Annotated in this window: 19 protein-coding genes and 1 tRNA gene; 9 read left to right on the top strand and 11 right to left on the bottom strand. The window is 51.7% G+C overall.

Features of this window, described 5'->3' with window-relative positions; genetic code table 11:
• Window positions 1-5 precede the first annotated feature (5 nt).
• From HF324_RS28810 to HF324_RS28795, 4 genes are all read right to left on the bottom strand, one after another.
• Window positions 6-1,169 carry a FecR family protein gene (locus HF324_RS28810; RefSeq protein ID WP_168861440.1) on the bottom strand — a complete coding sequence of 388 codons (1,164 nt, stop codon included), beginning with the start codon at window positions 1,167-1,169 and terminating at the stop codon, window positions 6-8.
• 196 nt (window positions 1,170-1,365) lie between these two features.
• On the bottom strand, window positions 1,366-1,956 hold the full coding sequence (locus tag HF324_RS28805) for an RNA polymerase sigma-70 factor (RefSeq protein WP_168806756.1): 591 nt from the start codon (window positions 1,954-1,956) through the stop codon (window positions 1,366-1,368).
• 155 nt (window positions 1,957-2,111) lie between these two features.
• Entirely contained in the window at window positions 2,112-3,713 is a 1,602-nt protein-coding gene (locus HF324_RS28800) for an NAD(P)/FAD-dependent oxidoreductase (RefSeq protein WP_168861439.1), read from the bottom strand.
• 295 nt (window positions 3,714-4,008) lie between these two features.
• Window positions 4,009-4,881: a TolB-like translocation protein gene (locus HF324_RS28795; RefSeq protein ID WP_168861438.1), complete on the bottom strand. Its 873-nt coding sequence runs from the start codon at window positions 4,879-4,881 to the stop codon at window positions 4,009-4,011.
• Between the two features lie 168 nt (window positions 4,882-5,049).
• Here HF324_RS28795 and HF324_RS28790 point away from each other — a divergent pair.
• Window positions 5,050-5,120, top strand: a tRNA-Gln gene (locus tag HF324_RS28790).
• Between the two features lie 108 nt (window positions 5,121-5,228).
• Here the strand turns inward: HF324_RS28790 and HF324_RS28785 are convergent.
• A complete protein-coding gene (locus HF324_RS28785; RefSeq protein WP_168806751.1) occupies window positions 5,229-6,338 on the bottom strand; it encodes a serine hydrolase domain-containing protein in 1,110 nt (369 codons plus the stop codon).
• A 387-nt stretch (window positions 6,339-6,725) separates the two neighbouring features.
• On the opposite strand from HF324_RS28785, the gene HF324_RS28780 reads away from it, so the two are divergent.
• Window positions 6,726-7,682, top strand: coding sequence for a Fic family protein (locus tag HF324_RS28780; protein WP_168806749.1), 957 nt, complete (start codon window positions 6,726-6,728; stop codon window positions 7,680-7,682).
• Window positions 7,683-7,890: 208 nt separating this feature from the next.
• On the opposite strand, the gene HF324_RS28775 is transcribed toward HF324_RS28780, so the two are convergent.
• Together HF324_RS28775 and HF324_RS28770 are read right to left on the bottom strand one after the other, a co-directional pair.
• Window positions 7,891-8,256: a DUF779 domain-containing protein gene (locus HF324_RS28775; RefSeq protein WP_168806747.1), complete on the bottom strand. Its 366-nt coding sequence runs from the start codon at window positions 8,254-8,256 to the stop codon at window positions 7,891-7,893.
• Window positions 8,257-8,293: 37 nt separating this feature from the next.
• A complete protein-coding gene (locus HF324_RS28770) occupies window positions 8,294-9,829 on the bottom strand; it encodes an aldehyde dehydrogenase family protein (protein WP_168806745.1) in 1,536 nt (511 codons plus the stop codon).
• 151 nt (window positions 9,830-9,980) lie between these two features.
• Here HF324_RS28770 and HF324_RS28765 point away from each other — a divergent pair, with 151 nt between their 5' ends.
• The gene (locus HF324_RS28765) at window positions 9,981-10,907 is read left to right on the top strand and encodes an AraC family transcriptional regulator (protein WP_168806743.1); all 927 of its coding nucleotides are present in this window, start codon (window positions 9,981-9,983) and stop codon (window positions 10,905-10,907) included.
• A gap of 14 nt (window positions 10,908-10,921) precedes the next feature.
• Here the strand turns inward: HF324_RS28765 and bla are convergent, their stop codons facing one another.
• Window positions 10,922-11,806: a subclass B3 metallo-beta-lactamase gene (gene bla / locus HF324_RS28760; RefSeq protein WP_258539297.1), complete on the bottom strand. Its 885-nt coding sequence runs from the start codon at window positions 11,804-11,806 to the stop codon at window positions 10,922-10,924.
• A 48-nt stretch (window positions 11,807-11,854) separates the two neighbouring features.
• Window positions 11,855-12,250 carry a winged helix-turn-helix transcriptional regulator gene (locus HF324_RS28755; protein WP_168806741.1) on the bottom strand — a complete coding sequence of 132 codons (396 nt, stop codon included), beginning with the start codon at window positions 12,248-12,250 and terminating at the stop codon, window positions 11,855-11,857.
• An 80-nt stretch (window positions 12,251-12,330) separates the two neighbouring features.
• Between HF324_RS28755 and HF324_RS28750 the strand changes: the two genes are divergently transcribed.
• Window positions 12,331-13,215, top strand: coding sequence for an NmrA family NAD(P)-binding protein (locus HF324_RS28750; RefSeq protein ID WP_168861437.1), 885 nt, complete (start codon window positions 12,331-12,333; stop codon window positions 13,213-13,215).
• A 52-nt stretch (window positions 13,216-13,267) separates the two neighbouring features.
• Here the strand turns inward: HF324_RS28750 and HF324_RS28745 are convergent, their stop codons facing one another.
• Complete coding sequence (locus tag HF324_RS28745) at window positions 13,268-13,786, bottom strand: T9SS type B sorting domain-containing protein (RefSeq protein ID WP_168861436.1); 519 nt, start codon at window positions 13,784-13,786, stop codon at window positions 13,268-13,270.
• On the bottom strand, window positions 13,783-16,479 hold the full coding sequence (locus tag HF324_RS28740; protein ID WP_168861435.1) for a PKD domain-containing protein: 2,697 nt from the start codon (window positions 16,477-16,479) through the stop codon (window positions 13,783-13,785). The genes HF324_RS28745 and HF324_RS28740 overlap by 4 nt, the downstream gene beginning before the upstream one ends.
• 154 nt (window positions 16,480-16,633) lie before the next feature.
• Here HF324_RS28740 and HF324_RS28735 point away from each other — a divergent pair, with 154 nt between their 5' ends.
• The 5 genes from HF324_RS28735 to HF324_RS28715 all read left to right on the top strand — a co-directional run bounded on the left by HF324_RS28735 (window position 16,634) and on the right by HF324_RS28715 (window position 23,941).
• A complete protein-coding gene (locus tag HF324_RS28735) occupies window positions 16,634-17,014 on the top strand; it encodes a PH domain-containing protein (protein ID WP_168806735.1) in 381 nt (126 codons plus the stop codon).
• A 323-nt stretch (window positions 17,015-17,337) separates the two neighbouring features.
• Complete coding sequence (locus tag HF324_RS28730; protein WP_168806733.1) at window positions 17,338-17,892, top strand: RNA polymerase sigma factor; 555 nt, start codon at window positions 17,338-17,340, stop codon at window positions 17,890-17,892.
• A gap of 66 nt (window positions 17,893-17,958) precedes the next feature.
• Complete coding sequence (locus HF324_RS28725; RefSeq protein ID WP_168861434.1) at window positions 17,959-19,056, top strand: FecR family protein; 1,098 nt, start codon at window positions 17,959-17,961, stop codon at window positions 19,054-19,056.
• Between the two features lie 109 nt (window positions 19,057-19,165).
• Window positions 19,166-22,525: a TonB-dependent receptor gene (locus HF324_RS28720; RefSeq protein WP_220101249.1), complete on the top strand. Its 3,360-nt coding sequence runs from the start codon at window positions 19,166-19,168 to the stop codon at window positions 22,523-22,525.
• Between the two features lie 12 nt (window positions 22,526-22,537).
• Window positions 22,538-23,941, top strand: a complete 1,404-nt coding sequence (locus HF324_RS28715) for a RagB/SusD family nutrient uptake outer membrane protein (RefSeq protein ID WP_168806729.1) — start codon at window positions 22,538-22,540, stop codon at window positions 23,939-23,941.
• Window positions 23,942-23,947: the final 6 nt, after the last annotated feature.

The following is a 23,947-nucleotide window of genomic DNA, read 5'->3' as shown; positions in this document are numbered from 1 at the left end:
TTTTACTACATGACGATTAATTTCTCTTCTTCCAGTTTGAAATGAATTTTACTGATTTCGAGCAGGCGTAAAAGTGCCGACAGATCTGCTGTTCTGGGAATGTCGCCGGTGAAGGTACGGGTGGGCACTTCTCCTTTAAATACCACTTCAATATTGTACCAGCGTTCCACCTGCCGCATGATGGTGCGGATATCGGCGCTTCTGAAAGATATCAGGCCGTTTTTCCACGCTACAGCGAGGTCGGTGTCTGCATGGTCAATGACTTCCATGGTACCGTTTTGATTGATGAGTGATTGTTGCCCCGGTTTAAGGAGATGATGTGCCGTTTGCCGGCTTACCCTGACGGATCCCTGTAAAAGAGTTGTTCTGATGCTATTTTCGTTGTTGTAGGCCATGATGTTAAAGCTGGTGCCGAGTACGGCTACCGCTGTTTCGCCGGTGTTGACAAAGAACGGTTGGGCGGCGTTGGGCTGTATTTCGAAGTAGGCTTCTCCGGAAAGCGACACCTGTCTTGTTGGCCCGGCGAAGGAGGTGGGGTATTGCAGCGAGGAGGCTGCGTTGAGCCATACCCGTGATCCATCCGGTAATACAAGACTGTACTGACCGCCTTTGGGGGTACGGAGCGTGTTCCAGCTGACCGCTGTTTCGGACGAGGCGGCCTGTGGTTTATATACCAGTTGACCGGCTTTCGTTTGCAGGCTTACGTGCCCTTGTTGCGCTATCTGCCCGTTCATGTTACTGTCCAGCTCAATGGTTTTGCCGTTGGCGAGGGTGAGGATGGCTTTGTCTGATCCGGGTAGAAACACTTTATGCTGCGTTGTTGCAACGGGCGCCGGTTTTTTGCGCTGGCGCGTCCAGAGAGCGCCGCCGCCGGCCAGTACCAGCAGCAGGATAGCTGCTGCAGCCCTGTAGTTGCGATAAAACGTTTTAACCAACGGGCGTTTAGTAGTTTTTGCAGAGAGGATACGAGCCAGCATGTCATCCGACCGGGTACCGAAAACCTTTGTTTCCGTTTCGGCGGATTGTATCCATGCTTCTTCTATCATCCATTCGAGCTGTGCGTCCTGGTCATCTGAGCCGAGAAATGCGCTCAGCTCTTCCAGTTCAGCGGAAGTGGCGGTACGGGTGGTATACTGGCTTAACAGGTATTTTAATCTGTTGTTGTCCATCTGCAAAAGTGAATCTATCTATATAGACAGCAGGGGGAGGTAAAAAGAGGTAATGGGGTAAAAAAAATTTTTTGGCCAGGGGTGGTGGGCGTCTGCCGAAGGAAAAAAAGCGCAGGGGATAAATAGCGATGGCATCTCCCGAAGGGCAAAAAGCGCTGGTGAGCAAATGGCGATGGTATCTCCCGAAGGGGAAAAATTATTGCGGCAGGAACAACAGCAGGAGGAGGTTTGTTTCCGGGTGGGTAAGCGCGTAGCTGCGGATAGCCCGGAGGGCCAGGACCATATGTTTTTTCACGGTTTCCCGGGAGATCGCCATCCGCTCTGCTATTTCGGCTTGTCGCAGTCCTTCATCGCGGCTGAGCAGGTATACCCGTTGCCGCTGTGCCGGCAGTTCAGCGATGGCCTGATCGATGATACGGCGATAGCGGGCGTCCATGGTCTCTTCGAACGGGTTGCCGGTATCGGCGGCGATGGTCATTTCCCATTGCTGTTTATGTTCCAGTTCGCGGCCCAGTTTTTTAAGGAAAGAGAACGTATAGTTTTTGGCTACGGTGTAGAGGTAAGGGTGGAAGTGACTGACGTGACTGAGTTTGTCGCGCTTTTCCCAGATGCGGATAAACACTTCCTGTACAATTTCTTCCGCCATGGAGAGGGAGCCGGTCAGTTGATATACGAAAGCGCCCAGTCGCTGATGATAGGCATGAAACAACTGCGCAAACGCAGCCTCATCGCCTTGCGATACTAATAATAGTAAATCGTGTTCACTATTTAATCGTTGATGCTCCAAGTGAATATCTGTAAACGCTCTGTATTTTGGTTGACTTGCATGATAAATATAGACAATTACGAATTACCAACATCGAAATGAGAAAAAATGCACATAAAAAAGCGAAGATCATACAGGGATTGGCTGTCTGACCTCCGCTTTTGGTTAACGGGTTGTTATTTTTTCTCTTCGTGATATTCCTGTTCGGTGTTGATAGACCATATGTTGGCTTTGTCGGTGATGCCGGCGGCGATGTTGTCTACCGCCACCATGGCAGTCAGCATGGAGTGGTCTGAGTTATTGTATTTATGCATGCCGTTACGGCCTACGAGGAAGAGGTTGCCGAAGGTGTCGAGGTAATGGCGTACTTCATCGAACCGGGTATAGGTGCCGAAGTAGGCGGGGTATGTTTTCTCCATGCGGAGTACGGTGGCGTCGAGCACGTCTTCCTTGCGGGCGAGTCCTATTTTGCAGAGTTCGTGTATGGCGGTCTCCCTGATGTCGTTATCTGTCAGTTCCCAGAAATCATCGCCTTTGTTACAGAAGTATTCCATGCCTACCCAGGTAGTGTCCGGGTCTTTTACCATGAAGGGGCTCCAGTTGTTGAACAGTTGCAGCCTGCCTACTTTCACATCTTTTTCCTGGATATAGATCCAGGTGTCTTTGAGGGTGATGGGCTGGTGTGTGCGTGTTTTCGCATCTTCGAAGCTCAGGTTTTTCAGCAGGATGCCGATGGTGATGAAGTCGCGGTATTGAAGGCCGGCGGCTATTTCGCGGACATGGGCCGGCACATCGGCTTTCAGGCCGGCTACCAGTTCCTGTACCGGCATGGTGGAGAAGAAGTAATCGCCTTCCAGTACGGTCGTTTCGCCGGTTGTTTTGTCCAGTGCTTCGATGGCGGTGATGCGGTTGCCCTCTGTGCGGATGCCTACCACATCGTGTTGCATCAACAGGGTGGCGCCCTGTGTTGTCACCTGCCGGGCTACTTCTTCCCAGAGCTGGCCGGGGCCATGTTTGGGGTAGAGGAACTGTTCGATCAGGCTGGTCTCCACATTTTTCTGTTTGATGTCTTTGGGTTTGCTGGCATTCCAGGCGGCTTTGGCCGCATGTGCGATCGCTTTACCGATGGAGATGCCTTTAATGCGTTGTGCTCCCCATTCGGCGGATATTTCATTACAGGGAACGCCCCATACTTTTTCGGTATAGTGTTTAAAAAACAGCAGGTAGAGTGTTTTGCCGAAGCGGTTGATCATAAAATCTTCCAGCGATTTTTCCGGTTTTTTAGGAAAAAGCTGTGCATAGAGGTAGGAGATCATGATCCGGATGGTGGTTATGATACCCAGCTTACGCAGCGTATCGACAGACAGTTGCACGGGGTAGGTAAAGAATTTTTTCAGGAAGTAGATGCGGGACAGGCGTTTTCTGACCAGCATCACAAGATCTGGGTTTTCAGCCACGAGGGTATCGGTATCGCTGTGAGGCTGTGGTGCTTTTATTTCCCTTGTTTTTTGCTGGTAGCTGATGGTGAATATTTCGGCAGCTTCCTTGTCCAGTGGCATGACTGTCATCCACCAGTCCATCACCCGGTCGGACTTTGAGAAGAACCGGTGGCCGCCGATATCGATACGGTTTCCTTTATAGTTGACCGTTTTGGAGATGCCGCCGATATCTGTGCTTTTTTCCAGGATGATGGGCATTATATCTGTGCGTTGAAGAAGTTCATAGGCAGCAGTAAGGCCGGCGGGCCCTGCACCGATGATAATCGCTTTCTTTTGCATGAGATAACATCGATTGATGGTGAAGAGTTATTTGAGGGGTAGTAAGTAGCGCGTCTTGTTACACCGGAGTGTTTTGGGGTATCGGCGAAAGCGGGGGCGCACCCCGGACATGCAAAAGAATAGTGGAGGCTAAAGCTGGCATAATATAATGGTTTATCACAGGCTGTTCCTCTGTTTACGGACAGCCTGGTTTTTTGAGGGTTTTATTACAGGGTCACGCGGCAGCGCTTAATTTGCCACGTATACAATTATAAAAAACAGTACTGAAATAGCGGTTCAGCAACGGTAATGGTTCTTAGAATTTCCACTTGTAGAAGTTGACCGGCGTGTCTTTGCCTTCGCTGATGGTAACGTAACCATCGTTACCGGGAGTGATGGTGATGCCTTCGCCTTGTTTCTCCACGGTATAGGGGAGCCGTTGTGCGGGGCGTGCCATGGCCTGTTCCACCGTTTCGTTGGTGTTACGGTGCCAGTAGTAAACGTCTGTCAGGGTTTTGATCACAATATGGCGGCCGTCTTTCGAAATATCGCCGGAGGTGACCCAGGTATAAGGGAGGGTGATGAGTTGTTCCAGCGTGGCGTTGTCGCCGTCTTTAAACAGCAGGTGATCGGTTTTATAGAGGCTGACATTACCTTCTCTTTTGCTGACGATATAGATCTTTTTGCCGATGGGATCGATGAGGAGTGTTTCCGCATCTCTCGGTCCGTCAGGATATTCGAGGGTGAGCACGTCCGGACGGATATGCAGCGATTTGCCCGGAATTTTTGCGGGTTCCCGGAAGCGGTAGATGCGGATATGTTTGCGTTTGCCGCCGTTGTCGCCGATATCCCCCACATACACGTAATGTTTGCCTTTTGCGGGCCCTATGCCTTCCGCAATTTCTTCCATATCGCGGTTGGTAACATCGTCCAGTTTGACCGTACAGGCGAGACGGGCCTGCGGGTCCAGCAGGAAGACATCCGGCTTGTTGCCGCTGTCGTTGTGCGTCCAGTAATAGCCGGGCATCGTACTGCTGGAGGCAATACCGGAAGCTTCCGTGATCTTGCCGGAAGTGACATAGCCTAAGATAACAGGTTTAACCGTGGTATTGTCTTTGGTAGCCTGTGCAAGAGCGCCGGAGCATACGCCGGTCAGCAACAGGGCAGTCAGCATAACTGGTAATCGCATAGGGCAATTTACTAAAAAACAGGATGTCGCGGTGGGAGGCTGTTCTAAAGGTACCTCCGGAGGAGGCTATACCGCGGCAGGGCTTGTGGCGGGCTTTCGTTGCAGAAATTTGAAAAAAAATTTGGTAATTAATGGAAATGTTATACCTTCGCGTTCCCGAATTGATAATGCCCGATAGTATAATGGTAGTACGACAGACTCTGACTCTGTTTGTCTTGGTTCGAATCCAGGTCGGGCAACAAAAAAGCCGAAGCACAAGCTTCGGCTTTTTTTATGGTGTTATGCGAACACCAATGGTACTAACCGGTCCCTATCTCCGGCATAAGAGCATACCCGTGCTGATATGTTTACTTTTTAACCGCGCCTAATACATCCTTTACCAGCACCTGGTTTGCCTGGTCCGTTACATCGTTATAATAACCGGCGGTCATCACTATTTCCAGGTCCAGCGAAGGTATCATGACGATGGTTTGGCCGCCGTTACCTTCCGCCTGCGCTATATTTACCTGTTGACCGGCGACTTGCTGTTTGGTGCACCAGAACTGGAAGCCGTAGCCGACGTTCTTTTCGTCGGAATCGACAGTCCATCTGGTGGATTGGGTAATCCATCCGGCGGGGATCAGTTGTTGCCCTTTCCATTGTCCCTGCTGCATATAGAGGCGTCCTACGCGCGCCATATCGATGGGGCGCATACGTAGCCCTGAAGGCATCCAGTATATGCCATCCGTACGGGCGCTCCAGAGGAATGTTGTAATGCCCAGCGGCTGGAAAAGATAGCGGCCGGCGAAATCCCGTATACTCATGCCCGTAGTTTTTTCAACAATTTGTCCGAGCAGGTGGGTGTTGCCGCCGTTGTAGTTAAAGACGGTGCCTGGTTTCGCTGCGCTTTTACATTGCAATACGAAACCGGTAGGGTCCTGTGCCTCCAGCATTTGCCGCTCGCTATTGGCGGGATCATCATAGGAAACCCGTTCGTTCCATTCGAGCCCCGAATTCATTGTCAGTAAGTGCCGGACGGTGATATTGGCTTTGTCGCCGGTGGCATACTGCCGGTAGGCCGGGAAGTAGTCGAAAATTTTATCGTCGATGCTTTTGATCTTCCCTTGTGCCAGCGCAATGCCCACGCAGGCGGATACAATGCTTTTGGTCACGCTCCGGCAGTCATGCAGGCTGTCGCGTGTATGCGGTATTTTCCCTACCGGCGTGGGGAAAACTGCATCTTCGCCGGCAAAGTATTGTTCGTAGATGAGCTTGTTTTTTCGAAGGATAATAAGGCTGTGGATATTGTATTGGCCACTACTGATTTGATTTTCCAGTGCGATGATTTTCTGCTTGTCGATATTGGCTTCCTCGAAAGTACCTGTTTCCTGGTCGGGTGTTTCAGGGACGGGCTTGTCATCATTGTTATGGCAGGCGTATAACAGGAAGGCTAAAAGAATGGGAATAGCGTTTCTCATAATAATAGATTTTTCAATGGTGAGATAAGCATGTCATTATACGACGGAGAGCTATCTGCTTACCCCTATGAGAAACGGGGAATTATTACAAAGTTGTGAGCATGGAAAGATGGTATTAGGCGGAAGCCATTATTTCTTTTCGTCCTGTAGACATAATCCCGCTTTGGTAGTGGGTGCTTCACTGGTTAACGTGAGAAGAGCTGGCTGATATTATGTGAACCTGGATTGCGATGTAGTTTCCCATTTTGTTTTTTTTCGGGATTTTTTCGATAAAAAAACTGATTTCTATTTTAATGATCTGTGTAAGTGCATCTTATTTTGAACAAAAAGTTCTTATTTTTGATAGTATCATTTGATACTATCAAATGATACTATCAAAACTGAAATATGAATCCTCCATATGATATTACTGATAACATTCTGAAATTAATTGCCTCAATTTCAGAAAAAATAGGCGCCATTAACGCCACTCATTTGCAAAAGGTACCGGCAACGTTACGTAAGGCGAATAGGATCAGAACAATACAATCTTCTCTTGAAATAGAGGGAAATACCCTTTCAGAGGAGCAGGTAACGGCTATTTTAAATAATAAACGGGTGCTGGCGCCGCAAAAAGATATACTTGAAGTAATGAATGCCATCAAACTATATGATAGTTTGCCGGAGTTTAAGTCTGCAAGTTTACCATCATTTTTAAAAGCGCACCGGATATTAATGTCGGGACTGGTGACTTCTGCGGGTCAGCTGAGAAGTAAAGAAGTAGGTATTGTGAAAGGGTCTCAGATAACTCATCTGGCGCCTCGGGGAACGATGGTGAAATCGCTGGTGAATGACTTATTTGCCTACCTGAAAAAAAGTAAAGAACTAGCCTTAATTAAAAGCTGTGTTTTTCACTATGAGATAGAATTTATTCACCCCTTTATAGATGGCAATGGCAGAATGGGCCGTTTTTGGCAGACTGTTATTTTGAAAGAGCAATATCCGGTGTTTGAATTTCTGCCTGTGGAGCATATTGTTAAAAGCAGGCAAGCCGATTATTACAAAGCACTTGGTATCGCTGATAAAACGGGAAAATCCACCGTGTTCATTGAATTCATGCTGTCTGTTATAGAAGAAGCTCTTGATGAATTGTCGGAAGTCAAACCTGCCAAATTGACTATAAATGACCGGATTGCAGGCTTTCAAAGGATTATAGGTGATACTGCCTTTACGAGAAAAGATTATATGAAACAATACCCTGAACTATCTGCAGCGACAGCCAGTCGGGACCTGAAGGCGGCCGTTGATGAAGGAATTTTGAAAAAGCAAGGTGAAAAAGCCACTGCGACTTACAAGTTTACTTAGACGTCTATCGATCACCGGAAAACACTAAGACCATTTCAATCCTTAAGTTCTGCCGCTGCGGCGATGAATATTTTATCGTGGAATGTGGTTGCATGAATTCCGCCGGGTTTTATGCGGCGGACATTGAAGCGATCGTTACTGCGGTGACGGCTTATTTCGCGGATAAACAATAAAAAGGCAGGCCGTCCAGCGGCCCGCCTGCGATATACTATATTACGGGCTCAAGTTCATTTAGTTCATCTGTTGTAAAGACTTCCGATCTGATATAAAATCGCACACCCAGCGGGATCTCCAGCGAGAAACTGCTGCCTCTTCCGGGTGTGACATCCAGGATTAAACGGGTATGTTTCCAGTATTCGAACTGGTCGCGGTGCATATAAAACCGGCAGCCCTCTACTTCTCCGAGACATACGTCACTGCTGCCGGTAATAAATTCACCTGCGCTAAAGCACATAGGCTGGCTCCCGTCGCAACAGCCACCGCTCTGATGGAACATCAGCGGCCCGTGGCTGCGTTGTAGTTGATGGATCAATGCGACAGCCTTTTCGGTGGCAATAACACGGGCTACGCTCATCTTCGTATATTGTTACAGGTGGACATGATGTCGGCTATCAAAAGAAACCCAGCTTGTTCTTGCTGTAAGAGATCAGCATGTTTTTAGTCTGCCGGTAATGGGCCAGCATCATCTTATGGTTTTCCCTGCCAAACCCTGATTTCTTATAACCGCCAAAAGGAGCGTGGGCGGGGTAGGCATGATAACAGTTGACCCAGACGCGCCCTGCCTGAATGGCTCTCGGCACCTGGTACAGCTCATGCGCATCGCGGGTCCATACGCCGGCGCCAAGGCCGTACAACGTATCGTTGGCAATGGCGATAGCTTCTTCGGTGGTGCGGAATGTCGTTACGCAGCTGACAGGCCCGAATATCTCTTCCTGGAAAACGCGCATTTTATTGGTGCCCTTAAAGAGCGTAGGCTGGATATAATAACCGTGTTCCAGCCCGCTGTTCTGATGAAAGGCTTCACCGCCGCAGAGCACCTGTGCGCCTTCTTTTTTGCCGATCTCGAGGTAACTGAGGATTTTATTGTACTGATCTTCGGAAGCCTGCGCGCCCATCATCACAGTGCCATCCAGCGGATTGCCCATTTTGATGCCTTTGGTGCGGCTGATGACTTTGTCCATGAACTTGTCATAGATATTTTCATGCACCAGGATACGGCTGGGGCAGGTACACACTTCACCCTGGTTAAGTGCAAACATCACCGCGCCTTCCACGGCTTTGTCGAAAAATTCATCGTCGGCATCGGCCACGGACTCAAAGAAAATATTGGGGCTTTTGCCGCCCAGTTCCATGGTGACCGGTATCAGGTTTTCTGAGGCGTACTGCATAATCAGCCGGCCGGTAGTGGTTTCACCGGTAAAAGCCACTTTCTGTATGCGGGGAGAGGATGCCAGCGGTTTACCCGCTTCTGGGCCAAAACCGGTGACGATGTTCAGTACCCCGGGAGGCAGCAGGTCACCGATCAGTTCCATGAGGCACATGATGCTGGTAGGCGTCTGCTCTGCGGGTTTTACTACTACGCAGCAGCCGGCAGCCAGTGCCGGCGCTATTTTCCAGGCGGCCATCAGCAGGGGGAAGTTCCAGGGAATGATCTGGCCTACCACACCGATGGGCTCGTGGATGTTGATGCAGACAGTCGTTTCGTCATGCTCGCTGATACTGCCTTCTTCGCTGCGGATGACACCGGCAAAATACCGGAAATGGTCCACTACAAGGGGGAGATCGGCGGCACGGGTTTCCCGGAGGGCTTTCCCGTTGTCGATAGTCTCGATGATGGCCAGGTATTCCAGGTTGTCTTCAATCACCTGCGCGATCTTTATCAGCAGGTTGCTGCGATAGGTAGGCGATGTCCTGCTCCAGCTCACAAATGCTTCATGAGCGGCGTCAATGGCTTTTTCCACGTCCTTTGCATTGCCCCGGGCGGCCTGCGTAAACGCTTTGCCGTCAATAGGTGATATATTGTCAAAATATTCGCCCCTGTCGGGCTTTACCCATTTCCCTCCTATATAATGATCATATCTGGCTTTGAATTCCGGTCTTTGCGCTACGGTAGATGCCGGCGCGGCGGTAGTGGTGGAATCTTTCATAACGGAACGGTTTACGTGAAACAATAGGCTAATATGCTAAACCTGCCGGGGATGACCGGAAACTTTCGTACTTATCTATAGCACAATCGTACCTGTCTTTTCCGGCCGACGGAAAATTTCAGTAAATTGTAGGTAGTAAAATATGATGGTGATGCCGGCGAAAAAGTATTTAAACCCAATCGATTTTACCCATCCGAAATTCCTGCAGCAACAGGTAGAGAACCGGCGTATCTATAACCTGAAAAACTGTGAGCTGAATATCTTCGAGAGCTATCAGCAAGCGTACCAGGTACCCTTGTCTTTCGGCGACTTCGTGATCACCAGCATGGTGCAGGGCAAAAAGATCATGCACCTGCCGGAGCAACCGGCGTTTGAATACGTTCCCGGTGAATCCGTGATCGTGCCGGCCAATGAAACCATGACCATCGATTTCCCGGAAGCTACGCCCGATAACCCCACCCAGTGCATCGCCCTTACTGTGGATGATGCCTATATCCGTAACACTCTCCAGTATCTGAATGAACATTATAACAGCGACCACGCAGAGAAAAGCGAATGGCGCCTGCATTTCAGTAAATATCATTTTGATAACGACGCGGACGTAGCGGACACCATCAATAAGCTGGTGCGCATCTGTCACGGCTCCAACCCGGGGAAAGATATCTATGCAGACCTCAGCATGAAGGAACTACTGATACGGATACTGCAAAGTCAGCAGCTCCGGCGGATTTCAGATGAGTATACCGTCAGCAGTAACAACAGCCGCCTGCATTTTGTACTGCATTACATACAGGAGCACCTGACGGAAAAAATAGCAGTAGACACCCTCTGCAAAAAAGCTTACCTCAGCCGCAACATCTTCTTTAAATGGTTTAAAGAGCAGTTTGGCATCACCCCACTTGAATACATCAACAGGGAAAGGATCAAGCTGGCCAAGCAACTGCTGGCCGACAACGGCAACAGCGTCAGCCAGGTAAGTATGCGCTGCGGCTTCAATGACACCAACTATTTCGTACGCCTCTTCAAAAACGCAGAAGGTATCACCCCCGGCGCTTATCAGCTCATCTGCCGGAAATAAAACAGGTATCCTGTTTATTTTTTATCTGCCGTGAGTTTCTCCCGGTAGACAGCTTTGAGTTCCGCCAGCTGTTTATCATAGTCTTCCCTGCCGGCAAAGGCCGACGGGTTGTACGGGTCGCCATCCTTATGTTTTTCATGCAGATTGAACTGACTGGCGTGTGCAGCCAGCCACAGATCGAAGTTGACTTTAGGCATGGTATCCAGCGTGTAGGCGTAGTCTTTCGCGATGGCCGGATAAGCTTTTACAGCTGCAAACTTCCCGTCGATAATGATAGTGGGCATATTGGCCAGCAGTACCTTGTAGGAGCGGTTATCATCTTTTACGTCGAAAATAAAACTGCAGGAACCCATGGTGTGCCCCGGATGATGCAGCATCACCAGCTGCATGTCTCCCAGGCGGATGGTGTCTTTATCATGCAATACGCGGTCCACGCTCACCGGCCGGAAGGTGCTGCCATATTTCCCCATCTCATAGTCTGTTTTCCCACCTGATTTGCATACGCTCTCGTCGCCGGCATCTACCATGAACCGGGCGCCCGTTTTTTCCTGTATGGCAGCCATAGCGCCCATGTGATCATAGTGGGCCTGCATGGTCAGCAGTATTTTGATGTCCCGGAACCGGAACCCTAATGCTTCAATATTGTTTTTAATCGTTTTTTCCGAGGCTGCCAGGCCGGTGTTGATCAGGATGTTCCCGGCATTGGTGGTGATGAGGTAACTGGCCAGGTCGTAGGTGCCTACATAATAGAGGTTCCCGGCAATGCGGAAAGGTTGCTGCGGCCGGTTCCACCCGGGATTTACCCGCGTGGGTTCTTTTACCTGCTGCGCATAGGTGGTACTCAGCATGCAAAGTCCTGTCATCAGTAAAAACAGGTTTCTTACAAACTTATGTTGCATAGATGGAATGGGTTATGGGAATTGAATTCCAAAAATAACCGTTAATGCTTACCCCGGAAAATCTTTCATGTTTTTTCTGAAAATTTTTCCGGATTCCTTGCTGTCTGTCGCCGCCCAGTTGGCCATGGCCCAGAGTACGTCCCGCAGCGCCCTTCCGGATTTGGTAAGGCTGTAGGTGACATGCGGCGGCACTACCGGTTCCGCTTTGCGGTTCACCAATCCGTCTGTTTCCAGCTGCTTCAGTTGCTGGATCAATACCTTCTCGGTAATGGCGGACACGGCTCTCCTTAGTTCCCCATAGCGTTTGGGCCCGGATAACAGCTGGAACAAAATAATGGGTTTCCAGTAACCGCCGATTTTTTCCATTACGTAGGTAACAGGGCAATGCTGGTATGCCTGCTGTTTGTTGGCCTGTATTACAGAGCTTTCTTTGATGGCTGTCATGGTACATACTTTAGGGTAAGTACTGGTAAAAAAGTATGTACAAATTTACCTTTGTTATCACAAATAAAAAAACAACGACTATGAAAATTACCATCATCGGATCATTAGGAAATGTCAGCAGGCCGTTAGCCGCTACTTTGATAAACAAAGGCCATCAGGTGACGCTTATCACACAGGATGCCCGTAAAGCGGAACAGATAGCCGCAATGGGCGCTGTAGCTGCGGTCGGCTCCGTAACAGACAGCGCATTTTTAACAACTGCCTTTACAGGCGCAGACGCCGCATATACAATGATTCCTCCGCTGGCGGCCGCGGAGAACTACTATGGGGAAGTAGCCGCCATCGCCACCGGTTACAGGCAGGCTTTGGCTGCAGCGGGTGTGAAATATGTGGTGAATCTCAGCAGTATCGGTGCGGAACAGCCCTCGGGTAATGGTTTGTCCAGTGCTTTTTACCAGGTGGAAGATATCCTCAACCAATTGCCCGATACACCTATCGTGCATCTGCGCGCCGGTATGTTTTACACCAATTTTTACGGAAACCTGGAGATGATCCTGCAGCAGCAGATAGTTGGAAATAACTTCCCGGGAGATATCCCGCTGGGGCTGGTGCATCCGCATGATATTGCAGATACCGCCGCGGCGCTGCTGGCAGCACCGGTATTTACAGGCAAGTCTTTCCGGTATATTACCAGCGATGAGCAAACCGGCGCCGGGATAGCGGATATCTTCAGCCGGGTAACAGGGCAACCCGTTTCATGGGTCCCTTTCCCTGATGAGGCGTTACAACAGGGCGCCATGCAGAATGGATTTTCCGCCCATATGGCTTCGCTGCTGATGCAGGTGGGCGTCAGCATCCGGGAAGGCCGGTTGTTTACGGCGTATGAGAAAAACAAGGAAATTGCCGGCAGGAGAAAGTTTGACGCTTTTGCCGCAGAGATGATGAAAGCTGTCGTGAATAGCTGATGCCGGGCCAAAGCCGCCGGTATTACTGGTATAGCGATGCCGGCGGCTTTTATTATTTAATAACGGTCACCGTTCCCGTTTTTCGGATGACGTCCGGGAATTCGAAGCTTTCGTATTCGATGGTCCACAGGTAACCGGCTGTCGCTGCGACGCCACCTCCCGGCAGCACGCCGTTCCAGCCTTCACGGGGATTGGTGGTGCTAAAGATCAGTTGTCCCCATCTGTTATACACCTGGAAGAGGAACCTTTTGGTGACGCAGTAGACCACCGGCCTGAAAACGTCATTCTTCCCGTCTCCATTGGGAGAGAAAGCGGTAGGCAGGTACACGTCGCAGCCACAGTATTTTTCGGTGATGCGGATATCGTCGGAGGCTTTACAACCCCATTCATTTTTCACGGTGACTTTATAATTGCCTGATGTGCTCACCGGCAGCCCCGCTGCCGCGGTGAAGGGACCGTCCTGCCAGCTAAAGGCTATGGCGTCGGTACTGTAACGGGGCCGGAGCATGAACTGTATCCCACGGCAGATGAGGGTGTCCCTGCCCAGTGCTACAGTCGGTAACGCCCTCACGATGGCTGGTTGGGGGCTGTAACTTCCACTACGCCACAAGCGCCGTCGATGGCGTATTTCACGGGGTACGCGCCTGACCTGTTCCAGGTGACGGCCAGTTTATTTTGTGTGCCCTGTATGTCGGGTTGTCCTGCGATCTGCCACCGGATAGCGCTGCCTGTGTAATTTTTTACTTCGACCTCCAGCGGTTCACCCGGGCATACGCCATCGTTGAAGGTGATCTCTCCCGGGTCTGTGGCAGCAAGGACGTTGATGGTATGACTGACGGGTTGTGCTGCGATACAGTAGCCTGTGCTCTTCAGGGTAACTGTTTGTATACCCGCCTGGTGCCAGGTGATTTCGGGAGAAGCGGTGGTGCCGCCGGTAATGGCGCCGTTGCCTGTGGTCCAGCTGTAGGTATCTGCCTGTACGCTGTTGTCGGCCCTGACTTGTACGGGGGTGCCCATACATACCTCGGGGGCGAGGGTAAAACCAATGTTTTTTTCTTCCAGGATGGACACTTCATGGCTAACGGGTTCTTTCGATATGCAGTCACCGGTGACTTTCAGGGTCACGGTCTGTTTGCCACCGGTAGTAAAGGTTATTTCGGGCGCAGCGGTATTATTGCCGGCGATAGTGCCATTGGCGGCGCTCCACTGATAAGCGTTGATAACGCCGGCGCCGGAAGCCTGTACTTTTACCGGCAGGCCAACACATACCGCCGCATCCGGTACGGTGAAATCGAAGCGGCTTCTTTCCTGCACGGTAACCTGCGTTTTTGCGGTGGTGGTGCAACCATCCGAAAACTGAGCGGTGAGCACATAGTCGCCCGTATGTTGTGTGGTGGCGCTACCCGTGATCTGTGCGTTCAGCCCGTTGTAGCTGTTGCCATCGGGTCCCTGCCAGGTGACCGTTGAAGGGGTGGCCGCAGTTGAAGCCTGCATTTTCAGGGGTTCGCCGTTGCATACTTTGATAGCGCCGGCTGCCGTCACCACCGGAGGGTCTTTCAGCCGGAGCACGGCTGCCGCGGAAACGGCTTCTTTAGCACAGGGGGCGGCACTCCCTTCTTTAAGCTGCACCCTGTATTGCCCGGCATCGGTAGCCTTGAAACTGCTCAGTATAAATACCTCTCCCCGGGCATTGGGGATATCTTTCCATTGTCCGTCTGTTTCGTCCAGTTTCTGCCAGGCAAACACCGGGTTGCTCAGGGAGATGCCGGTGCGGTCGGCTGTAAAGGACACCGTGCCGCCGGTGCAGGTGGCAGCAGGACTGTTATTGCCGTTGATTTTCACCGGGAGTACCGGTTTACAGGTGCTTAGCAGGATGTCGTCCACAGCGAGGTCATTACCGCACCCGCCGGGAGCGTCGTTCAGCAGCACTATCTGTATGTTCTGTACATTCTCCGGCAGGGTGAAGATCATTCCATATTCTTTCCATTTGCCTTTAGGGTCAGGGTCTGCCGCGATATACCTTTCTGAGAGTTGTCCGAGAATATGACCGTTTTCATCCTCTATGCGAAACCGGATACGGGAAGGAACCGGCGTGGTGTTGGCGCCGCATGACACGAGCGGGGAAATAACGGAGCAGGCGCTGACGGAGAGCGCATATTGCAGTCCGCCGCAAAGGCCGGTAATTTTCTTCCGGTAAAATTCTCCCGGGAGAAAAGAGCCGTTGATAACCATCATACGGCCACCGGGTTTGCCGCTGTGGTCAGTCATCTGCTTCCAGGTTGGAGCTCCCTGTGCCAGCTGCGGGTTGCTGACCACGGTATAATAGCCGTCCTGCAGCGGAGCGGTAGTGGAGAACTGGTAAGCGCCATTGCCCAGGCCGGGTAAAGGTGCGCCGAACCCGGTCCCTGTTCCGAAATCTTCGCGGAAAATTTCCCTGCTGTCGGAATCGCAGGTGCCGCGCCTCAGCCGGCATGCCATGTCTTCTCCATCGGTCCGGCCGTTATGATCATCATCAATACCGTTGCCGCATACTTCAATGTCTCTGTCGTTTCCGCCTTCTCCTTCCATGGCAATGCCCCATACATCCCGCATGCTGCCTTTTATCGAATTACTGATCACGTAGGTGGTAGCATCTTCCAGGTCTATCAGCGCCAGCTCTTTTGCGGTGCTGATCAGGTAACAAATGCCGTATTGGTTCGTACCGATACTAAATACGCTGCCCCGCACGTTCAGCGGTCCTACCAGCCGTTGGGAAATGATCCTGTTCCTGTCGGCCGACAGGGTGATCTCTACCAGCGTATTGCCACTCGTGACCATGTACAGTTTACCGTCACTGAAACACAGATCACCGCCGGGGGAAGCGATCATATTTCCTATAAAAGAGGTAGTGCGGGTTTTCATGTTGATTCTATACAGCATGTTGCCGTTGCCTGCTACGTACAGGTCTCCGTTTCTGTCGCTGACGAGGGAATTGCCAACGCCAAAGGAAGGAGTGACGGTCACAGTGCTGCTGCTGCCGGTGGCAGGGTTTACTTCGTAGAGCGATCCCCCGTATACTGCGTAAAATTTTCCGTCGGGCGTAATAGCAAGATCGGTGAATGTTGCCGGTATGGTGGCCAGCTTCTTATAGGAGTAGTCTCCCATATTCACATAACCCAGTTCATAGCCATTAACTACATATAGTTTGTCCTGTGAATAACTGCGGCAACAGAGTAACAGCAGCAGTGTGAACAGGGGTAAGCAACGCAATGGTGGAACTTTCATCTGGTACGGGTATTGTCGGTATGCCGGCAAAATTAGAGAAATGGCTGGTTCTTTTCAATGACATAGCACCATCGTTGTTGGGTTACATGATAAGTATCGTCACTTTTCTTTCTGTGATGCATCTTTTTTATATCTTGCCCGAAAATTATTACCTATGGGATTTTTTTCAGCACTGCTGGGCAATGCAGGGACCGTCAGCCAACAGGACCTGGTAAAGGACTATGGCAAATTACTCACTGACACGGAAGTGATTGAATTGGGGTTTAAGCTGATCCGGGACACATTTATTTTTACGAATAAGCGGTTGATCCTGGTAGATAAACAAGGTATTACCGGCAGCAAGACGGAATATAAGAGCGTGTCCTATAAGAGCATCAGCAGGTTCAGCGTGGAAACAGCCGGTACCTTTGACCTCGATGCCGAGCTGAAGATCTGGGTGAGCAGCGAGGCTACGCCCAGTATCGTAAAGACATTCAATAAATCGGTGAACGTGTACGAAGTACAGAAAGTACTGGCACATCATGTGTTAGGATAAAAAGTAAATCATCTCCTGATAAAAAATCCGGCTGTTCATACCAGCCGGATTTTTTTGTTGCCCGTTGTTTTTGGGGGATATGGTTGTTTCATGTCCCTTATAAGCATGAAGGTGTCTGCAACAGGCAGCGCTAAAATTTTTTTGGATGACTTGCCTATGAAAGAGGGCACAGCTATCTGATACGTTGTACACTGTGCCAAGCAGAAAGGGGCGCTTTTTCCAGGGCGGCCTGTTTATCCTGTTATCCCCGGGCGGGCTGGCAAATGCCGATAAAAAAATATAATTTGGCCGCTTACCCGGCATTATATTCTTAAAACCAGCCCATGTCAACGGAAGAAGATCATCATGACCTGCAATGGGAGCGACTGCGAAGCGGCGACAAACAGGCACTGTTTGCGCTGTATAACAGTCATTATCCCCACCTGTTGCGCTTTGGGCTGAAACTATGCGGCAACGACGAGCTGGTAAAAGACTGTATCACCCAGTTGTTTCTGCAGCTGTGGAGCAAACAGGCCCAACTGAGGCCGGTGACCAACGTGCCCGCCTACCTGTTTACCGCCCTGAAACGGCAGCTGCTCGACCAGCTGGACTATCAGTCACGTATGCACGATGCCCTCAGCCGGATGACCAGCAAAGAGGCCGAAAACGAATTGTCCTATGAAGAGATCATCATCCGGGTGCAGCAGGACGACGAGATAAAACAACGCCTGCGCGAAGCCATGAAATCCCTCACGCCCCGGCAGATCGAGCTGGTACGCCTCAAATTCTTTGAAGGGCTCAGTTATGAAGAGATTGCCGCCCGGACCTCCCAAACCGTGAAAACGGCCTACAACACCATTTATGACGCCATCAGGACCCTCCGGAAAAAACTTTCCTGAAAAAAAATGCTTTTCGTCTAGGAAAAACGGCAGCTCCTGCCGTCTGTATAAAAAAGGGTTAACTGCATGAACTTCCAGGATTACGAGGCAATCGATTTTGCCTGTGATGCATCTTTCCAGCGTTATTGCCGGGAGGAACATGAAGCGGACATGGCTTTCTGGGCGGAATGGGCCCGGCAGCATCCCGAAAAAACAGCCGTATTGGCCGAGGCGCGTCAGCTGGTAGCGTTGTTGTCTGCCCGCCAGGGTGGGCGTACCGAACAGCTGAAGCAGCTGCAGGATGGGCTGACGCAATATGAGCGGCTGCAACAGGCGCTGGAGGGGACTTTACCTGTTCCTGCCGATGAGCTGCCGTCTTCCGGCCCCCGCCGGCTGTATGGGCGCTATGCCGCCGTAGTGGCCGGCGCGTTGCTTCTTGCCGCCGGAGGGTATTTCCTGAGCCGGCAGCCACGTACCACGCCTGCCGTTACTGAAATGGCCGCAGCCACCATCATTACCGCCGGCGACGAGCCCCGTAAATCGGTGGTGCTGCCCGATGGCTCCTCACTCGTGCTGCGAAAAAACAGCCGCGTAGAACTGGCAGAAGGGTTCAACCGCGAAAACCGGGAACTGACGCTGACCGGCGAAGCCTTTTTTGATGTGGCACAGGATGTCCGCAAACCTTTTTTGGTACATACCAGCGCGTTCGATATCAAAGTGCTGGGCACCGTGTTTAACGTCAGCGCCTATACGGGACATCCCACGATGGAAGCAGCCCTGTTCCGCGGAAAAGTAGAGATCACCTGTATGCAGGAACCTGCGCGGAAGATAGTGCTGCAGCCCAACCAGAAACTGACGGTGGCAACGCCGGAAACAGGCAAAACCGCCGCTGCGCCCGTACTGAAGGTAGTGCCGCTGGATGCCGACCCCGTCAATCATAAAGCCCGGGAAATAGCGTGGGTACGCAACCGGCTGGAGATAGAGAACGAACCGCTGGAAGATATTGCGGTGAAACTGGAAAAGTGGTATGGCATCCGGATCGCCTTTGCCGACGATGCCGTGAAACAATACCGTTATTCCGGCACGTTTGAGAGTGAAACCGTACTAAAAGCACTGGACGCGCTGCAGCTGTCCTATCCCTTCAATTTCAAAATGGTAAACGACACAATTATTATCAGTAAATAAATATCAACCAGTAACAACCAAAATAAGAAGGGGAGGTGTTCGCACCACCTCCCCGGAATTAGGCCAGATAATGTCCTGAACGATCATTAACTAAACCAACATCAAAGGTATGGTAAAACTTGTATTCCTGAAATGGAAAGGGAAGGCTGTTCCCGCCGGCAAACTGCTGCTCACTATGAAATTGACCATCTTACTTTTTTTAACCTGTCTGCAGGTGCAGGCGGTATGCCTGGCACAGGAAACGATCACCCTGCAGGTGAGGGAAACCAGTATCAAACAGTTCCTGAAGACACTGGAACATCAGACTTCCTACCGGTTTGTTTTTCATGACAAAACACTGCCTGAAAACAGCAAAGTGTCTGTTTCCGCCAAAGGCGCCACGCTGGATGCCGTGCTGACACAGGCGCTGGCTGGCACCAACCTGGCCTGGTCCCAACGGGAAGACGGGCTGGTAGTACTCTACGCCGCAGATGCCACCCACCGGCCGGCCGCAGACATTACCATCCGCGGAAAGGTGAGGGGGATCGACAACCTTCCCCTGCCGGGCGTTACGGTGAGGGCCGTAGGCTCCAACGCCGGCGCGCTTACCGCTGCCGACGGCAGTTACACGCTTACCGCTCCCGACCAGGTGCGCGTGTTGCAGTTCTCCCTCGTAGGCTATACCACCCGCCAGGTGGATATCAACGGCCGCCGCGAAATCAACATCACCCTCGAAGAAGATGTGAAAACACTGAACGCGGTAACGGTTACCGGTTATACGAATTATGCCCGCGATAAATCCACCGCCTCCGCAGGCATCGTGGGCAGCGATAAGATCACACAGGTGCCTATGGCCAGCTTTGAACAGATATTACAGGGCCGCGTACCAGGTATGGTGATATCCGCAGGCTCCGGTCAGCCGGGAGCGGCGGCCACCGTCACTGTCCGCGGCGTGGGCACCATCAACGGCAGCTCCTCCGTGCTCTACGTTATGGACGGTATCCCCATCGAAGCGGGACAGTTTCAGGGCATCAACCCCGAAGACATTGCTTCCGTGACCGTGCTTAAAGACGCCTCCGCAAAAGCGCTGTACGGCTCCCGTGGCTCCAACGGCGTGATCGTGATCACCACCAAAAAAGGACAGGCAGGCAAACTGTCGTTTTCCTATAAATCACAGTACGGCTTCTCCAATATGACCACCCCGAAGTTCAAAATGATGAACTCCGTGGAACACCTGCAGTATGAAGAAGAGATAGGGCTGGAAACCGGTTCCAACGTAGGCCCCGGCTGGGAGTTCTCTCCCAAAAATCCGGACTACGCCACTAAAACCCCCGAAGAGAAAAGACTGGCCGATCACATCCTCGACAGCCTGCGTAATACCAACACCGACTGGCGTAAAATATTCCTGCGTACCGGTAAGTTCCAGGAACATCAGCTGAGCGCCAGCGGCGGCAATGACAATATCCGCTTCTACAGCTCGGTGAACTATTTCGATCAGCAGGGGATCGCGTTGGGCACCGGCCTGAAACGTTACAGCCTGAAGAACAATGTGGACTTCAGCGCAGGCCGGTTGACCGGTAACGTGAACGTCGGCCTCGCCTATTCCGAATCTTCCTATCTGCCGGTAGAAGCTTCCAGCAGCGGCACTAACCCGCTGGCAGCCGTATATTACGCACTGCCCTACGAATATCCGTACCTGCCCGACGGCACGCTGGTCACCAACTGGAACGACGATGTATATCCCGTTTATGACCTGCGCGAAGGCAGTAACGCCCTGGAAGCACTACTCAATACCAGCACGAAAGACAACCAGCTGAAAAGTATCATCGGTACCTCGCTGAACTTTACCATCGCCAAAGGGCTGGTGGCGAAAACCAGGCTGGGGCTCGATTTCCGGGAGACTACCACAGAAAAGTGGGTGAACCCCGATTCCTATTCCGGCTACAAAGTAGATAACGGAGAGAAAGGCAGCTTCGGCGAAGGCTCCACGCGCAACTTTACGCTGGTGACCACTTCCGGCCTGACATACACTAAAAACATCGCTGACCGCCACGACTTCGAAGTGTCCGGTTATTTTGAATTCACCAAAAACAACTACCGCGCTTTCAACTATACCGGTTTTGACCTGGACGGCCGCCTGCCGGCAACACCGGCGGCCATTACGCCCGGATCGCCCTTTGGGCCGGTGGTGGGCGGCAGCCGCACCCGCAGTGCGCTGGCTTCCTACATCGCCGTAGGCCGTTATACTTTCGACGAGAAATATACCCTTAACGCCTCCTTCCGCTATGATGGTGCGTCTACCGTGCCGCCCTCCAACCGGTGGCACGGTTTCTATTCCCTCGGTATCGGGTGGGAAGTGAAAAAAGAGAACTTCCTCAAAGACGTGAGCTTTGTGGATAACCTGCGCTTCCGCGCCAGCTACGGTACTTCCGCCAACCCGTTTTCCACGCTCGGGCCCTTCGCCTATTTCCGTACCTATGGTACTGACCAGTATGCAGGCCGTCCGGCAATTGTGCCCTCACAACCCGGTAACCCCGGTTATGACTGGGAATACGCCAAAGAGCTGAACATCGGTTTCGACCTGGGCATCTGGAACAACCGTATCCGCGTGGTGACTGACGTGTACAATAAAATCACCAACAACCTGTTCATCGAACAACCACTGTCCATCACTTCCGGCTTCAGCAGCATGTTCCTCAACTCCGGCGCCATGCGCAACCGCGGCATCGAAATGGACGTGCAGGCAGATATCATCCGCGGGAAAGACTTCACCTGGAACGTAGGCTTCAATTTCGCTTACAATAAAAACGTGATCACCGACCTGGGCGGCGCCAGCGAGTTCACGCAGGGCGATTCAAAAATTGTACGCGTAGGCCTGCCTTACGGCTCCCACTACGCGCCAAAATGGGCCGGCGTAGATCCGCAGACCGGCGACCCGCTGTATTATGACCGTACCGGCAAGACCACCAGCGATTATAATGAAACAGCCCTGAGCGTCGCTGAATTCGGCACCTATATCCCGCCTTTCACCGGTGGTTTTAATACCGGCATCACCTATAAAGGGATTTACCTGAATGCGCTGTTCACCTTTGCAGATAAAACCATGCGTTATCTCAACGAAGATTATTACAACGAGAACCCGGCATTTGCCAGCAGCAACCAGTCCGTACGCATGTTGTACAACCGCTGGAAGAAACCCGGCGACAACGCCATCCTGCCACGGTTCGACGCCAAGCGCGGTTACTCTTCCCGCGACATTCAGGACGCCTCCTATCTCCGCCTGAGAAATGTGAGCATCGGGTACAATTTCCCGAAAGCGTTGTTGTCGCATCTGAAATTCATCCAGGGCGTACAGGTGTTTGCACAGGGGCAGAACCTCCTCACCTTCACCAAATGGAAAAGCTTCGATCCGGAAAACAACAACGGCGAAGGACGTTTCGACTACCCCGCCGCACGGACTTACACCTTTGGCCTGAATGTTAACTTTTAAATCCTGCTGTTCATGATCCGTTATATTCAACATACCGTTAAATACCTGGCGCTGATGCTGCCGGTATGCCTGCTTTCGTGCAACAAACAACTGGACCTGTCGCCTACCGACAATATCATTGACCCCGGAAGAACGTTCCGCAATGTGGCCGACCTGAACGGCGGCTTGCTGGGCGCTTATACCCGGTTGACCTACAATACCATCTACAACGTGTCGCTGGTCACCGACGAGTGTATGCTGCCCAGTGAAAACGGTACCGGCGGCGGTGTTGCGTCTTACCGCTGGCAGATAGACCCCAGCAATGGCACCATCACATCTTCTTTCAACGAATACTATATCACTATCGACCGTGCCAACCGTGTGCTGGCGGCCCTGCCGCAGGTACCGGCCAAAGGTGATGAGATAGCGCAGCGCGACCAGTACCACGGTGAGCTGCTGGCGCTGAGGGCTTATTGCCATTTCCAGCTCCTGCAGAGCTACGCACAGGACTATACGCCCAATGCGCTGGGCGTGCCCTATATGGATATTTCCAAAATCAGTTCACCTGCCCGGAATACCTTTGCGGAAGTAACAACACGTATCGAAGATGATCTCAAAGCAGCGAAGAAGCTGATCCCTGCTTCATTTGACGATAATACGCATATCACCCTCGCTGCCGTTGCTGCTATCCAGGCACGGGTAGCCCTGTACGGAAAAAAATGGACCGATGCGGTGACCTATGCCACAGAGGCTATCCAGGCGATGCCGCTGGCGGCGCGGAACAAGTTTCCCGCCATCTGGAAAGACACGGATGAATCTGAAGTGATCTGGAAACTGAAGCAGATGGCCGGTACCAACGACGATCTGATTGGCGGTGTTTATTTCAAAAAGCGTGTAGCCTTGTACGTGCCCTCTTTTGAGCTGATCAAACTGTTTGATAAAGTGAACGATATACGTTACCCTGCGTACATTGAGTTTGATGACAGCCGTGGCGCCGGTAAATCCGCTTACCTGGTGAACAAGTATGCCGGCAGCGACGGTAACCCCGGCCTGGCGGACCTGAAGCTGTTCCGTACCGGTGAGATGTACCTGGTCCGTGCAGAGGCAGCCGCCGAACTGGGACAGCTGGCCAATGCCGCCGCTGACCTGAACAACCTGCGCGCCGCCCGTATCGAAGGATACACGCCGCAGCCGTTCGCCGATAAAGACGCGCTGATCACCGCCATATACACCGAACGTTTTAAAGAACTGGCTTTTGAAGGCCATCGTTTGTTTGACCTGCGCCGGCGTTCCCTGCCGGTAACCCGTGAACCGGAAGATGCCGTCAATGCGCTGGGCGCCGTGCTGCTGAAGCCCGGTCAGCGCGGTTATGTGTTTCCCATACCGGACGCCGAAACCAAAGCCAATAAAAACATGGAGCAGAATAAACCTTATTAATTACGA

Source organism: Chitinophaga oryzae (assembly GCF_012516375.2).
GTDB lineage: Bacteria > Bacteroidota > Bacteroidia > Chitinophagales > Chitinophagaceae > Chitinophaga > Chitinophaga oryzae.
This window is presented reverse-complemented; position numbering and strand designations above follow the sequence as displayed.

Excerpts from the sequence above, each read along its gene's own strand:
- HF324_RS28810 (WP_168861440.1), bottom strand. The coding sequence starts at position 1,169 with ATGGACAACAACAGATTAAAATACCTGTTAAGCCAGTATACCACCCGT.
- HF324_RS28800 (WP_168861439.1), bottom strand. The coding sequence starts at position 3,713 with ATGCAAAAGAAAGCGATTATCATCGGTGCAGGGCCCGCCGGCCTTACT.
- HF324_RS28795 (WP_168861438.1), bottom strand. The coding sequence starts at position 4,881 with ATGCGATTACCAGTTATGCTGACTGCCCTGTTGCTGACCGGCGTATGC.
- HF324_RS28785 (WP_168806751.1), bottom strand. The coding sequence starts at position 6,338 with ATGAGAAACGCTATTCCCATTCTTTTAGCCTTCCTGTTATACGCCTGC.
- HF324_RS28780 (WP_168806749.1), top strand. The coding sequence starts at position 6,726 with ATGAATCCTCCATATGATATTACTGATAACATTCTGAAATTAATTGCC.
- HF324_RS28775 (WP_168806747.1), bottom strand. The coding sequence starts at position 8,256 with ATGAGCGTAGCCCGTGTTATTGCCACCGAAAAGGCTGTCGCATTGATC.
- HF324_RS28770 (WP_168806745.1), bottom strand. The coding sequence starts at position 9,829 with ATGAAAGATTCCACCACTACCGCCGCGCCGGCATCTACCGTAGCGCAA.
- HF324_RS28765 (WP_168806743.1), top strand. The coding sequence starts at position 9,981 with ATGCCGGCGAAAAAGTATTTAAACCCAATCGATTTTACCCATCCGAAA.
- bla (WP_258539297.1), bottom strand. The coding sequence starts at position 11,806 with ATGCAACATAAGTTTGTAAGAAACCTGTTTTTACTGATGACAGGACTT.
- HF324_RS28755 (WP_168806741.1), bottom strand. The coding sequence starts at position 12,250 with ATGACAGCCATCAAAGAAAGCTCTGTAATACAGGCCAACAAACAGCAG.
- HF324_RS28750 (WP_168861437.1), top strand. The coding sequence starts at position 12,331 with ATGAAAATTACCATCATCGGATCATTAGGAAATGTCAGCAGGCCGTTA.
- HF324_RS28740 (WP_168861435.1), bottom strand. The coding sequence starts at position 16,479 with ATGAAAGTTCCACCATTGCGTTGCTTACCCCTGTTCACACTGCTGCTG.
- HF324_RS28735 (WP_168806735.1), top strand. The coding sequence starts at position 16,634 with ATGGGATTTTTTTCAGCACTGCTGGGCAATGCAGGGACCGTCAGCCAA.
- HF324_RS28730 (WP_168806733.1), top strand. The coding sequence starts at position 17,338 with ATGTCAACGGAAGAAGATCATCATGACCTGCAATGGGAGCGACTGCGA.
- HF324_RS28725 (WP_168861434.1), top strand. The coding sequence starts at position 17,959 with ATGAACTTCCAGGATTACGAGGCAATCGATTTTGCCTGTGATGCATCT.
- HF324_RS28720 (WP_220101249.1), top strand. The coding sequence starts at position 19,166 with ATGGTAAAACTTGTATTCCTGAAATGGAAAGGGAAGGCTGTTCCCGCC.
- HF324_RS28715 (WP_168806729.1), top strand. The coding sequence starts at position 22,538 with ATGATCCGTTATATTCAACATACCGTTAAATACCTGGCGCTGATGCTG.